Annotated in this window: 13 protein-coding genes and 1 tRNA gene; 5 read left to right on the top strand and 9 right to left on the bottom strand. The window is 72.7% G+C overall.

The window, feature by feature from the left end; genetic code table 11:
• Positions 1–41: 41 nt before the first annotated feature.
• The 6 genes from ACFYOU_RS19355 to ACFYOU_RS19330 form a co-directional block, all read right to left on the bottom strand.
• Positions 42–1,007 (bottom strand): hypothetical protein, encoded by a 966-nt coding sequence (locus ACFYOU_RS19355; protein ID WP_391307052.1) that lies wholly within the window; start codon positions 1,005–1,007, stop codon positions 42–44.
• 169 nt (positions 1,008–1,176) lie between these two features.
• Positions 1,177–1,905: a 50S ribosomal protein L1 gene (gene rplA, locus ACFYOU_RS19350; RefSeq protein WP_385493642.1), complete on the bottom strand. Its 729-nt coding sequence runs from the start codon at positions 1,903–1,905 to the stop codon at positions 1,177–1,179.
• Positions 1,906–2,041: 136 nt separating this feature from the next.
• Positions 2,042–2,476 (bottom strand): 50S ribosomal protein L11, encoded by a 435-nt coding sequence (rplK, locus tag ACFYOU_RS19345; RefSeq protein WP_007384044.1) that lies wholly within the window; start codon positions 2,474–2,476, stop codon positions 2,042–2,044.
• A 192-nt stretch (positions 2,477–2,668) separates the two neighbouring features.
• Positions 2,669–3,586: a transcription termination/antitermination protein NusG gene (nusG, locus tag ACFYOU_RS19340; RefSeq protein WP_391307051.1), complete on the bottom strand. Its 918-nt coding sequence runs from the start codon at positions 3,584–3,586 to the stop codon at positions 2,669–2,671.
• A gap of 91 nt (positions 3,587–3,677) precedes the next feature.
• Complete coding sequence (gene secE, locus ACFYOU_RS19335) at positions 3,678–3,965, bottom strand: preprotein translocase subunit SecE (protein WP_389771114.1); 288 nt, start codon at positions 3,963–3,965, stop codon at positions 3,678–3,680.
• 115 nt (positions 3,966–4,080) lie between these two features.
• A tRNA-Trp gene (locus tag ACFYOU_RS19330) sits at positions 4,081–4,153 on the bottom strand.
• Positions 4,154–4,379: 226 nt separating this feature from the next.
• Here ACFYOU_RS19330 and ACFYOU_RS19325 point away from each other — a divergent pair.
• Together ACFYOU_RS19325 and ACFYOU_RS19320 are read left to right on the top strand one after the other, a co-directional pair.
• Entirely contained in the window at positions 4,380–5,606 is a 1,227-nt protein-coding gene (locus tag ACFYOU_RS19325) for a pyridoxal phosphate-dependent aminotransferase (RefSeq protein WP_389771111.1), read from the top strand.
• A 167-nt stretch (positions 5,607–5,773) separates the two neighbouring features.
• Complete coding sequence (locus tag ACFYOU_RS19320) at positions 5,774–6,811, top strand: adenosine deaminase (RefSeq protein ID WP_385493648.1); 1,038 nt, start codon at positions 5,774–5,776, stop codon at positions 6,809–6,811.
• A 25-nt stretch (positions 6,812–6,836) separates the two neighbouring features.
• On the opposite strand, the gene ACFYOU_RS19315 is transcribed toward ACFYOU_RS19320, so the two are convergent.
• Positions 6,837–7,451 (bottom strand): TetR family transcriptional regulator, encoded by a 615-nt coding sequence (locus ACFYOU_RS19315; RefSeq protein WP_391307049.1) that lies wholly within the window; start codon positions 7,449–7,451, stop codon positions 6,837–6,839.
• A 78-nt stretch (positions 7,452–7,529) separates the two neighbouring features.
• Between ACFYOU_RS19315 and ACFYOU_RS19310 the strand changes: the two genes are divergently transcribed.
• Both ACFYOU_RS19310 and ACFYOU_RS19305 read left to right on the top strand, forming a co-directional pair.
• Positions 7,530–8,162 carry an NAD(P)H-binding protein gene (locus ACFYOU_RS19310; protein ID WP_391307047.1) on the top strand — a complete coding sequence of 211 codons (633 nt, stop codon included), beginning with the start codon at positions 7,530–7,532 and terminating at the stop codon, positions 8,160–8,162.
• Positions 8,159–8,542 carry a GNAT family N-acetyltransferase gene (locus ACFYOU_RS19305; RefSeq protein ID WP_391307046.1) on the top strand — a complete coding sequence of 128 codons (384 nt, stop codon included), beginning with the start codon at positions 8,159–8,161 and terminating at the stop codon, positions 8,540–8,542. Before ACFYOU_RS19310 ends, ACFYOU_RS19305 begins: the two co-directional genes overlap by 4 nt.
• A 115-nt stretch (positions 8,543–8,657) precedes the next feature.
• Here the strand turns inward: ACFYOU_RS19305 and ACFYOU_RS19300 are convergent, their stop codons facing one another.
• The gene (locus ACFYOU_RS19300) at positions 8,658–10,715 is read right to left on the bottom strand and encodes a DUF6596 domain-containing protein (RefSeq protein WP_391307044.1); all 2,058 of its coding nucleotides are present in this window, start codon (positions 10,713–10,715) and stop codon (positions 8,658–8,660) included.
• Positions 10,716–10,760: 45 nt separating this feature from the next.
• Positions 10,761–11,093, bottom strand: coding sequence for a YciI family protein (locus ACFYOU_RS19295; RefSeq protein WP_386999906.1), 333 nt, complete (start codon positions 11,091–11,093; stop codon positions 10,761–10,763).
• A 180-nt stretch (positions 11,094–11,273) separates the two neighbouring features.
• Between ACFYOU_RS19295 and ACFYOU_RS19290 the strand changes: the two genes are divergently transcribed.
• Entirely contained in the window at positions 11,274–11,975 is a 702-nt protein-coding gene (locus tag ACFYOU_RS19290) for a DUF998 domain-containing protein (protein ID WP_389771093.1), read from the top strand.
• The last annotated feature ends 156 nt before the right edge of the window (positions 11,976–12,131 follow it).

Here is a 12,131-nt window from a genome sequence, read left to right as displayed (position 1 = left end):
GTCAAGGACAGTACCCGACCCCACCGACAACACCCGTTTCATTAATTGCCTCCAGTAACAGCCGAACCGTTGGCCAGCAGCGCCTGGTAGTCCACGGTGTCCTCGGCCGGGGGCGCCGGCCGGGCGAGCACCCGGGCCCCGAAGTCGCGGTAGTGCGCGGTGCTGAGCAGGGTTCCGGCGGCCGTCCGGCTGCGCTCGCTGCGCTTCACCAGTCGACCCCCGGCGTCGATCCAGGCGTCGATCCGCTCCTCGACGATCCCGGCGGCCGTCAGTTGCTCCCGCAGTTCGGCGGCGCGCCCGGCGCCCGGTCCCCGGGTGGCCAGCTCGGCCGTGCGGACGGTGCCCGCGTAGTGCGTCGCCGTGGTGCCGCGGACCTCCTCGCGTCCCACTCGGCGCAGGTCACGGGCGAAGAGCAGCAGGTCGACCGAGCGTGAGGGGGTGACGTCCGCCGAGGTGTCGTGGCCGTGCCGGATCCAGTGCCGCCCGCCGGCCCGGTCCGCGAAGGCGTCGCCCATCCGCGCGTAGTACACGCCGTCCACGAACCGGGCCTCGGTGGTGCGGGTGCCCAGCTCGCGCAGGGTCTTCGCGAGCTCGCCGCGGTAGCGGATGGTGAGGGTGCCGCTGAGTCCGTCGCTCCAGCCGAGCACCCCGCTGGCCTCGGTGGACGCCTTCCCGTCCAGTTCCATCACGGCAACGACCCGCGCGGAGCCCGCCTCCCGGGTCCGTTCCGCGGCGCTGCGCAGGGCCCGCAGGACGTCGGCGGAGACGGTGGCCGTGGGCCGGGGGTCCGCCGCGCCGTCGCCCCCGGGGGAACAGGCGGTCAGGGCGAAGAGGCCGCAGCCGGTGCCCAGGAGCAGGGGGGCGAGGGAGAGCGCGCACCACGGGAGCAGTCCGTGCCGGCGGGGGAGGGCGACCCGCCCCCCCGCCCGTACACGCGCCCGTGCACCCGCCCGCGCGCGCTGCGTGCCGTCCGACCCGGTCGGTGCCGTGAACCACCTGCGTCCCATGTGCCGCTCCCCCGTACGCGTGTCACTGTTCGCACGCTAGCGCAGGGCGGGCCCGGGCACGGACGGGTCGGGCAACGGGCCGTCCGGGAACGCGGACGGGCCCCCGTGCCGCCGGGGGAACCGGACGGCACGGGGGCCCGTGAGGTCACGCTGACGCGTACCCGATCGCTCAGACGGCGGCCGGGTCCTCCTCGGTGAGGAGGTTGCGGGTGCGGTTGGAGTCGATCGGGACGCCGGGGCCCATCGTGGTGCTGATGACGGCCTTCTTGATGTAGCGGCCCTTCGCGGCGGACGGCTTGAGGCGGAGGATCTCCTCCAGCGCGGCGCCGTAGTTCTCCACGAGCTGGGTGTCGTCGAAGGACACCTTGCCGATGATGAAGTGGAGGTTCGAGTGCTTGTCGACGCGGAACTCGATCTTGCCGCCCTTGATCTCGGTCACGGCCTTGGCCACGTCCGGGGTCACGGTGCCGGTCTTCGGGTTCGGCATCAGACCACGCGGGCCGAGGACGCGGCCGAGACGACCGACCTTGCCCATGAGGTCCGGGGTGGCGACGACGGCGTCGAACTCGTTGAGGCGCTGGCCCTTGGAGATCTCGTCGATCAGCTCGTCGGAGCCGACGATGTCGGCGCCCGCGGCACGCGCGGCCTCGGCACGGTCACCGGTCGCGAAGACCAGGACCCGGGCGGTCTTGCCGGTGCCGTGCGGGAGGTTCACGGTGCCGCGGACCATCTGGTCCGCCTTGCGGGGGTCGACGCCGAGTCGGAAGGCGACCTCGACGGTGCCGTCGAACTTGGACGTGGAGGTGTCCTTGGCGAGACGCACGGCCTCGAGCGGGGCGTAGAGCTTGTCCCGGTCGACCTTGGCGTCAGCGGCGCGGAGAGACTTGCTGCGCTTCACTTCTGCTCCTGTACAGAGTTTCGTCGGGCGGGGGTGCCGCCGGACGGGAATGGAGTCGTGGTGCGGGCCGGCGCTGGCCCTGCCACTTGGTGCGGGTTCGCACGCGCCCGCGCACGGGGCACGAGCGGGGAGGGGGTCAGCCCTCGACCGTGACACCCATGGACCGGGCGGTGCCCGCGATGATCTTCGCGGCGGCGTCCAGGTCGTTGGCGTTGAGGTCGGGCATCTTGGTGGTGGCGATCTCGCGGACCTGCGCCTGGGTGATCTTGGCGACCTTGGTCTTGTGCGGCTCGCCGGAGCCCTTCTCCACGCCCGCGGCCTTGAGGATCATCTTCGCGGCCGGCGGGGTCTTGGTGATGAAGGTGAAGGAACGGTCTTCGTAGACCGTGATCTCCACCGGGATGACCCAACCGCGCTGCGACTCGGTCGCGGCGTTGTAGGCCTTGCAGAACTCCATGATGTTGACGCCGTGCTGGCCCAGCGCAGGGCCGACGGGCGGGGCCGGGTTAGCGGCACCGGCCTGGATCTGGAGCTTGATAAGCCCCGTGACCTTCTTCTTCTTGGGAGGCATGTGCTCTCTCCGGGTCCTAGTGAGAGGTGAGCACTCCAGCCGATCATCCGGATGGAGGCATACCGCACAACGATAACGGGTATTGCCGCGCGGATAAAAACCGACAGGTCAGAGCGGTCACCGGGTGACCGTTCTGACCTGATCGGAAGCTTGGTGGGGAATCCCGGCGCGATCTTCCGCGCCGGGAGACCGCTAGTTCTTCTGGATCTGGTCGAAGCTCAGCTCGACCGGGGTCTCTCGGCCGAAGATCTCGACGAGGCCCTTGACCTTCTTCGAGTCGGCGTTGATCTCGTTGATCGTGGCCTGGAGCGTGGCGAAGGGGCCGTCGGTGACGGTGACCGAGTCGCCCACCTCGAAGTCGAGCACCTGGACCTCGACCTTGCGCTGCGGCGCGGGGCGGCCCTCGGCGTCGGCGGCCTCGCGGGCGGCCTTCTCCTCGGCCTCCGGGGCGAGCATCTTGACGATCTCGTCCAGCGTCAGCGGGTACGGGTCGTAGGCGTTGCCGACGAAGCCGGTGACGCCGGGGGTGTTGCGGACGACGCCCCAGGACTCGTTGGTGAGGTCCATCCGGACCAGGACGTAACCGGGAAGCTTGTTCTGGCGGACGTTCTTGCGCTCGCCGTTCTTGATCTGGACGATCTCTTCCTCGGGCACTTCGGCCTGGTAGATGAACTCCTCGACGTTCAGCGAGACGGCGCGCTGCTCCAGGTTGGCCTTCACGCGCTTCTCGTAGCCCGCGTAGGTGTGGATGACGTACCACTCGCCGGGCAGGGTGCGCAGCTCCTCGCGGAGCGCGGCGACGGGGTCCACCGGCTCGGCGGCCTCGACCTCGTCCTCTTCCTCGGCGTCGCCGTCGGCCTCGTCGGCTTCGGCGTCGTCGTCCTCGGTGGCCTCGGCGTCGTCGGCCTCGGCGTCGGTCTCGGCGGCGTCGTCAGCCTCCTCGACGTGGAGCGCGGCTTCCTCGGCAGCTTCGGCGTCGGCCCCGTCCTGGTCCGCGGCGTCCTCAGCACTCACGGAGTCCGCGCCCTCGACGATGTCGAGCTGGTCCTCGACGGACTCCGCAGCGACCTCATCGGACTCGACGGCGTCGTTCAGGTTCGGGTCAGACACGGTGGCTGCTTCTTCCTGGTTACAGAGGGGTGGAACAACGCGAAAGGGACGCCGACGTCGGCGTCCTTCGCTTCGGGCTGTGCTTTCGGCATCAGCCGAAGATGTACTTCGCGACTCGGTCGAGACCCAAGTCAAGCACGGTGACGATGCCGATCATGATCACCACGAAGATGATCACGACGGTCGTGTACGTGGTGAGCTCGGAGCGATTCGGCCAGACGACCTTGCGCAGCTCAGCGACGATCTGGCGGTAGAAGAGCGCGAGACGGCCGAAGGGGCCCTTCTTGCCGCGCTTGCCGCCCTTACGCGTCTTCTTCTGCGTGTCCGACGCATCGTCTTGAGCATCAGGCATGTCGATGGAGCCCACGGCGTCCGTCACTCGTCCTCACCTGATTCCCGGGTCGGCCGTGCCGCGCCCGGTTGAGCCGCACGACGGTGCATTGCGGTACGTACTTCGCATACATCCACACATCCGGAAGGGGAAGTGTGTCTTGCAGGGCCGGAGGGACTTGAACCCCCAACCGCTGGTTTTGGAGACCAGTGCTCTACCAATTGAGCTACGACCCTTTGGTTCGCCCCAACGTACCGCATCCGGACGGCCGCAGGGTGTGCGGTCGACGGGTGCGGCCGGTGTCGGCCAACGAGGAGAGAGTGTACGTGTTCCCGGGGCCGACGTCGAACAGAAAGCGTCCGGACGGCTGGTGGCCGCGCCGCCCCCGTCCGTCGCGTGCCCGGTGCCCACTGGGTGAAACCCGTGTGCCGGGCCGGTTTCCGGTCTGGAACCATGGGGCCCATGAGCGCTGCTACCTCTCCGACCGATCGCCGAGTATCCGCCCGGGTGGGCGCGATCTCCGAGTCCGCGACCCTCGCCGTCGACGCCAAGGCCAAGGCCCTCAAGGCCGCCGGTCGTCCGGTGATCGGTTTCGGGGCCGGGGAACCCGACTTCCCCACCCCGGACTACATCGTCGAAGCCGCCATCGAAGCGTGCAAGAACCCGAAGTTCCACCGCTACACCCCCGCCGGCGGGCTTCCGGAGCTGAAGGCGGCCATCGCCGCGAAGACGCTCCGCGACTCCGGCTACGAGGTCGAGGCGGCGCAGGTCCTGGTGACCAACGGCGGCAAGCAGGCGATCTACGAGGCGTTCGCCGCGATCCTCGACCCGGGCGACGAGGTCATCGTCCCGGCCCCGTACTGGACGACCTACCCCGAGTCGATCCGACTCGCCGGCGGGGTCCCGGTCGAGGTGGTCACCGACGAGACCAGCGGCTACCGGGTGACGGTCGAGCAGCTGGAGGCGGCCCGCACCGAGCGGACCAAGGTGCTGCTGTTCGTCTCGCCCTCGAACCCGACCGGCGCGGTCTACAGCGCCGAGGACACCGAGGCGATCGGCCGCTGGGCCGTCGAGCACGGGCTGTGGGTGCTCACGGACGAGATCTACGAACACCTGGTCTACGGCGACGCGACCTTCACCTCGCTGCCGACCGTGGTGCCGGAGCTGCGCGACAAGTGCATCGTCGTCAACGGGGTGGCGAAGACGTACGCCATGACCGGCTGGCGGGTGGGCTGGCTCATCGGCCCCAAGGACGTGGTCAAGGCCGCGACCAACCTCCAGTCGCACGCCACCTCCAACGTCTCCAACGTCGCCCAGGCCGCCGCGCTCGCGGCCGTGTCCGGCGACCTGACGGCGGTGGCCGAGATGCGCGAGGCGTTCGACCGGCGCCGCCAGACGATCGTGCGCATGCTCAACGAGATCGACGGCGTGCTCTGCCCGGAGCCGGAGGGCGCGTTCTACGTGTACCCGTCGGTGAAGGCGCTGATCGGCAAGGAGATCCGGGGCAAGCGTCCGCGCAGCAGCGTGGAGCTGGCCGCGCTGATCCTGGACGAGGTCGAGGTCGCGGTGGTGCCCGGCGAGGCGTTCGGCACGCCCGGGTACCTGCGGCTGTCGTACGCGCTCGGTGACGAGGACCTGGTCGAGGGCGTCTCGCGGATCCAGAAGCTCCTGGCGGAAGCCACCGACTGAGCTGTCGACTGAGGCCGTCGACCGGCGGGCGGGTCGCGCCACGCGCGGTGTGGCGCGTCACACGGAAGCGGGTTCCCACCTGGTGGGGGCCCGCTTCTTCGTTCGAGCAAGCACCCGAACGGGGAAAGCCGGTGCCGGTGGGCCGCCGGTTGCGGCAAGATCCTGGGATGGAGCACGTTCGAGACCTCGGCGCCCTGCCGAAGGCGCATCTGCATCTGCACTTCACGGGTTCGATGCGGCCCGGCACCCTGTTGGAGCTGGCCGACAAGTACGGGGTGCACCTGCCCGCCGCACTGTCCGGGGCCGAGCCGCCGGACCTACGGGCCACCGACGAGCGCGGCTGGTTCCGCTTCCAACGCCTCTACGACATGGCCCGGTCCTGCCTGCGCGAACCGGAGGACATCCGGCGACTGGTGCGGGAGGCCGCCGAGGAGGACATCCGGGCCGGCTCGCGCTGGCTGGAGATCCAGGTCGACCCGACCTCGTACGCACCCCGTCTCGGGGGGCTGATCCCCGCACTGGAGATCATCCTCGACGCGGTGGACGGCGCGTCGCGGGACACCGGGCTCGGGATGCGGGTGCTGGTCGCCGCGAACCGGATGAAGCACCCCCTGGACGCCCGGACGCTGGCCCGGCTCGCCGTGCGCTACGCGGACCGCGGGGTCGTCGGGTTCGGGCTCTCCAACGACGAGCGCCGGGGCATGGCCCGCGACTTCGACCGGGCGTTCGCCATCGCCCGGGAGGGGGGCCTGCTGTCCGCCCCGCACGGCGGTGAGCTGACCGGCCCCGCCTCGGTGCGGGACTGCCTGGACGACCTGCACGCCGACCGGGTCGGCCACGGGGTGCGGGCCGCCGAGGACCCGAGGCTGCTGAAACGGCTGGCGGACCGGGGCGTGACCTGCGAGGTCTGCCCCACCTCCAATGTGGCGCTCGGGGTCTACGACAAGGCGGCGGACGTACCGCTGCGCACCATGTTCGACGCGGGGGTGCCGCTGGCCCTCGGCGCGGACGACCCGCTGCTGTTCGGTGCGCGGCTGAACGAGCAGTACGAGCTGGCGCGGACCGTCCACGGCTTCTCCGACCCGGAGCTCGCGGAGCTCGCCCGCCAGTCGATCCGGGCCTCGGCGGCGCCCCGGGAGGAGAAGGAGCGGCTGCTCGGGGAGGTCAACACCTGGCTGACCTCCGTTCCCGCGGTGCCCGTCTAGCGCCGCCGGGTCCGGGGCGCCCCGGTCAGCCGAGGCCCGCGAGCAGGGTGCGGGCCGCGGCGCGGGCGAACTCGTCCAGCGGCTGCGGCGAACGGCCGGCCTCGGTGGCGTCGTAGGCGAAGGCGCGCTGGCAGCAGGCGCCCATCAGCAGCGCGGCGGCGGTGAAGGCGTCGGCCTCCGCCCGGATGCGGCCGGCCCGCTGTTCGGCGCGCAGGTAGTCCGCCAACCCCTCGATGGGCAGGTGCGGGCCGGCGCCGATCTGCCGCTGCGCGTCCTCGTGGCGCAGCTTGAGCTGGGTCTCGGCGTAGAGCGAGGCGGCGATCGGGAAGCTCTGCTCGTAGAACAGGGCGGCGACCCGGGCGATCTCGGTGAGGTTGTCCTCGACGCTGCGGGCGCCCGGGTCCCGCGCCAGGCGTTCCATCAGCGGGCCCAGCCGGGGCAGCCGCTCGCCCAGCACGGCGACGAAGAGCTCCTGCTTGCTCGCGAAGTACTTGTACAGCGCGGCCTCGGAGCAGTCGGCGGCTCGGGCGATCTCCTTGGTGGTGGTCCGGGCCATCCCTAGCGACAGCATCAGTTCGTGCGCGGCGTCGAGGATGCGGGCCCGGGTCGGCCGCCGGGCGGTGGGGTCTTCGGTGGGCACGGGCGCTCCGCTTGACGGGTGGGTGAGTGCTTACTCATCCTATGGGTGAGTAAGCACTCACCCACCCAGGAGGGGTTCATGAGGATCACGGTGTTCGGTGCGACCGGTGGGGTCGGCCAGGAGATCGTCCGGCAGGGGCTGGCGGCCGGCCACCAGGTCACCGCGGTGGTGCGCGACCCGGCCCGGCTGACCGTGACGGGCGACGGGCTCGACGTGGTGCGCACCGACCTCACCGCCCCCGAGGAGGTGCGGGCGGCGGTCGCCGGCCGGGACGCGGTGCTCTCCGCGCTCGGACCGCGCAGCCGCAAGGACGGGGGCGTCACCGCCCGACTGACCCGCGCGGTGCTCGCCGCGATGGCCGCCGAGGACGTCCGGCGACTGCTGGTGGTGAGCGCCTCGCCGCTCGCCGCCGCCCCGCCCGGCGAACCGCTGTCCGACCGGCTCATGGGGGCCGTGGTGAACCGCGTCTTCCGGTACGCGTACGACGATCTGCGCCTGATGGAGGCCGCGCTCGCCGCGAGCAGCACGGACTGGACCGCCGTCCGGCCGCCCCGGCTGCTGGACGGCCCGGTGACCGGGCGCTACCGCACCCTGGTCGGCGGGAACCCGCCGTCCGCCCGGAGCATCCGCCGCGCCGACGTCGCCCATGCCGTGCTGGCGCTGATCGACGACCGGACCACGGTCGGACGGGCGGTGGGGGTGGCCGAGTGAGTGCGACGACCGGGCGGCCGGCCGTGGCGCGCCGGTGGCACCACGACCCGTCGCCCGAAGGGGTGGAGCGGGACTTCGGTGCGGCAGCCCGCAGCGAGGAGCCGTTCGTGGACCGGCTCGTCCTGGCCGACGGCGAACCGGTGGGCCTGGTGCAGCAGGTGCCGCTGGCCGACCACCCCGACTACCGCGACGAACTGTCCGGCGTGGTCGAGGTCCCCGTCGGCGCGTACACGATCGACTACCTGATCGGCCCGCCGGAGCGCATCGGGCGGGAGCTCGGGCCGCTGGTGATCGCCGCGGCCGTGGCGGACCTCTGGCGGGCGCCCCGGTCCGCGCGGTGCGTGATCGTGCCGGTCGTCGCGGGCAACCGCAGGTCGTGACGGGCCCTGGAGCGCGCCGGACTGCGCCGGGTGGGCAGCGGCCCGCTGGAGCCGGACCACATGCAGGACGATCCGCTGCACCACGTCCACCGGATCGACCGCCCCGGCCCGCCGCTCACTCCCGCGACCTGAGCCGGCCCAGGGTGTAGCCCGCGCCCGTCGGATCGAGCGGGCGGGTGGCCTGCTTGAACAGGTACTCCGCCCGTTCGTAGGACAGTCGGGCCAGCCCCGTCGTCGGGTCGGTGTCGGCCGCGGACCTGCGGCGGGCCGGGCCGGGGCGACGGTCGGTGAGGAAGAGCGGACCGCCGGTCCGTCCTGCTAGGTGGGCCGGCAGCAGCAGGGCGGTGCCCGCCCGCCAGCTCACCCAGCCGCTCCCGGTGCGGGCCCGGCGGTCGTCCAGGTCCAGTTGCTCGACGTCCAGGGCCAGGACCCGTTTCACCGCGGCGCCCGACTCGTGCAGCAGTCGCCACAGCAGGAGTTCGCGCAGCGGGGTGCCCGGTCGGGCCCACAGGGCGTCCAACCGGTCCGGGGCCAGCGGCGGGGTGCGCGGGGCGGTGCCGCTGCGGCGGTCGATCAGGGACGTCACGTCCTCGCCGAGTCCGGCCGCGGCGGCGAAGGTCCGCAGCGCCGAGCGGTGCCGGTTCCAGGTGGCGGCGCTCGCGGTGCCCCACGCCGTGCCGAAGGTGCGCTCGACCGCCTCGGGGGTCAGTTCGCCGAGCGGCAGCCGGTCCCCCAGGGCGAGCCGCAGCCGGCGCAGGGTCTGCCCGTAGGAGCGGGCGGTGGCCGGGTCCAGCCCGTCCCGGGTCAGGAACTCCCGGACGGCCCCGCCGAGCGTGGGCACCTGGGCCCCGCCGAGCGCCGACTGCCAGGACCCCGCGGCGGCCAGGACGTCCGCGCGCCGCTGGAGGAACGCCCGCTCCGCGGTGTTCCCGGTGAGGGAGGCGGCCCGTTCGAATTCGAGCCGGGCCTCGGCGGGCCGCCCCAGCTTGGCCAGCAGGTCACCGCGCACGCCCGGCAACAGGTGGTAGTCCTGGAGCCGGGGATCGGTGGCCAACTCGTCCAGCAGGGCGAGCCCCGTCGCGGGCCCGTGCGCGAAACCGACCGCGACGGCCCGGTTCAGCCGGACCACCGGGGTCGGCAGCAGCCGCACCAGGGCCTCGTACAGGGCGGCGATCCCCGCCCAGTCGGTGTCCGCCGCGTTCCTGGCCTGGGCGTGGGTGACGGCGATCGCCGCCTGGAGCACGTACGGACCCGGGGGCGTGCCGAGGTCGCGGGCCCGGAGCATCGAGGCGAAGCCCCGGCGGATCAGCAGCGGGTCCCAGCGGCCCCGGTTCTGCTCGTGCAGCGGGACCGGTTCGCCGGTGGGGCCGGTGCGGGCCGCGGAGCGGGACTCCTGGATCTCCATCAGCGCGACCAGCCCGTGGACCTCCGCCTCCTCGGGGGCCAGCCCGGCGAGGAGCCGACCGAGCCGGATCGCCTCCAGGGTGAGGCCGGGGCGCAGCAGACCGTCCCCGGTGGTCGCCGCGTACCCCTCGTTGAAGACCAGGTAGACCACCTCCAGTACGGAGGCGATCCGGGCGGTCAGGTCCTCGCCGCGGGGCAGGACGAAGGGCACCTGCCGCTCGGCGAGGGTGCGCTTGGCGTCGGCGATGCGGCGGGCGATCACGGTCTCCTTGACCAGGAACGCCCGGGCGATCTCCGCGGCGGTGAGCCCGCCGAGCAGTCGGAGGGTGAGGGCCACCCGGGCGTCCGTGTCGAGCACCGGGTGGCAGGAGATGAGCATCAGCCGCAGGACGTCGTCGTCCGCTGCGGCCTCCCCGTCCGCCCCGGCCCCCGGAGGCTCCGCGTGCTCCGCGTCCGGTGCGGCGCGCTGCTCCTCGGCCTGCTCCCGGGCGAGCAGTTCCCGACCGCGTTCGCCGCGCTGCTCGCGTCGGACCAGGTCGACGGCGCGGCGTTTGGCGACGGTCATCAGCCAGGCGCCCGGATTGTCCGGGACGCCGGAGAGGGGCCACTGTTCGAGCGCCGACACCAGGGCGTCCTGGGCCAGTTCTTCGGCCAGGCCGACGTCCCTGGTCAGCCGGGTCAGCGCGGCGACGATCCGCGCGGACTCCCGTTTCCAGACCGCGTCGACCGTGCGGCCCGGGTCGACCGTGCGGCCCGGGTCGACCGGCACGTCACCTTCCCCGGTCGACCGGGGCCCCGTCGTCACGGCCCGCCGTCAGGAGGTGAAGACCTGCTGGAGGACGCTCTCCCCGTCGCCCGCTATCCGTCGGAACCGGCGGGCCAGCTCGACGGCCTCCTCCTTGTCCCGGACCTCGACCAGGGCGAAACCGGCGACGGCCTCCTTGGCCTCGGTGAACGGGCCGTCCGTCACGGTGAGCTCACCACCGGAGGAGATCACCCGCACCCCCTCGGGGACGAGGCCGCCGGTCGCCAGCAGGACGCCGGACGCGGTCAGTTCCTCGATGAACGCGGCCATCTCGGTCATCAGGGTGTCGAGTTCCGCACCGGCGGGGGCGTCGGACGACTTGGCCATCATCAGGTAGCGCATGGGGCTCTCTCTCCGTATGGCTCCCGCCCGGGTCCGGCCCGGGTCGGTGAGCGGGTTCCGCTGTTCTGCCCCTACGTCGCACGGGGGATGTGACAGGGAACGTCGCCGTTCCCCGTCACATTACGCGATCGACGTGTCAGCGAACCCCGACAGCAGAAACCGTTCGAGAAGAGGCGCCCCATGGCCACCACCCACGCCCCCACCCGTTCCGCCCGCTCGACCCGTGCCACCGGCACCGCCGCCGCTCCCCTGTCCGCCGCGGCCACCGGAACCCGGCGGCTGCTGTTCGCCGGTGCCCTGTCGGCGCCGCTGTGGACGGTGGTCGCCCTGGGTCAGGCCGCGACCCGGGAGGGCTTCGACATCACCCGCCACCCGCTCAGCGCCCTCAGCAACGGCTCGTTGGGCTGGCTCCAGATCACGCTGTTCGTCGTCGTCGGACTGCTCGCCACCATCGGCTCGGTGGGGGTGCGACGGGCGCTGCGGGGCGCGCCGGGCGGGGTCTGGGTGCCCCGGCTGCTGTTCGCCCACGGCATCGGACTGATCGGGGCGGGCGTCCTGGTCATCGACCCGGTGGCCGGGTTCCCGGCCGGTACCGCCGAGGACGTGGCGTCGCCCTCCTGGCAGAGCATCGGCCACATGGTCGCCGGTTCGTTGACGTTCTGCACGCTGATCGCGGCGAACTACGTGCTCGTCCGGCACTTCCGGCGCGCCGGGGACGAGCGCCGGGCCGTCGCCTCCGCGGTCGCCGGGACGGCGCTGCTGCTCGGCAACGGCTGGGCGATGGTCGGCGGCACGGCGGGGACGCTGACCCTGGCGGTCGGGGCGATCACGGCGATGCTGTGGGTGTCGGCGGTCACCGTCCGGCTCGCCCGCCGCGGCTGAGACGCGGGATACGCGGTAACGGGAGGTGGGGGGCCGCCCCCCCGGGCCCCCCCCCCCCCCGCCGCGGGGGGGGGGGGGGGGGGGGCGGGGCGCGGGCAACACGAGCGGGCACGACAGCCCGCCGCCGGCCCGCCCCGGCCCCGTGACCCGCGGGGC

It is taken from the genome of Streptomyces sp. NPDC005955 (assembly GCF_042871255.1).
GTDB lineage: Bacteria > Actinomycetota > Actinomycetes > Streptomycetales > Streptomycetaceae > Streptomyces.
The sequence above is the reverse complement of the archived record's forward strand: the minus strand, read 5'-3'. Positions and strand labels throughout refer to the sequence as shown.

Coding starts and splice junctions, on each gene's coding strand:
- ACFYOU_RS19355 (WP_391307052.1), bottom strand. CDS start 1,007: ATGGGACGCAGGTGGTTCACGGCACCGACCGGGTCGGACGGCACGCAG.
- rplK (WP_007384044.1), bottom strand. CDS start 2,476: ATGCCTCCCAAGAAGAAGAAGGTCACGGGGCTTATCAAGCTCCAGATC.
- ACFYOU_RS19325 (WP_389771111.1), top strand. CDS start 4,380: ATGAGCGCTGCTACCTCTCCGACCGATCGCCGAGTATCCGCCCGGGTG.
- ACFYOU_RS19320 (WP_385493648.1), top strand. CDS start 5,774: ATGGAGCACGTTCGAGACCTCGGCGCCCTGCCGAAGGCGCATCTGCAT.
- ACFYOU_RS19310 (WP_391307047.1), top strand. CDS start 7,530: ATGAGGATCACGGTGTTCGGTGCGACCGGTGGGGTCGGCCAGGAGATC.
- ACFYOU_RS19295 (WP_386999906.1), bottom strand. CDS start 11,093: ATGCGCTACCTGATGATGGCCAAGTCGTCCGACGCCCCCGCCGGTGCG.
- ACFYOU_RS19290 (WP_389771093.1), top strand. CDS start 11,274: ATGGCCACCACCCACGCCCCCACCCGTTCCGCCCGCTCGACCCGTGCC.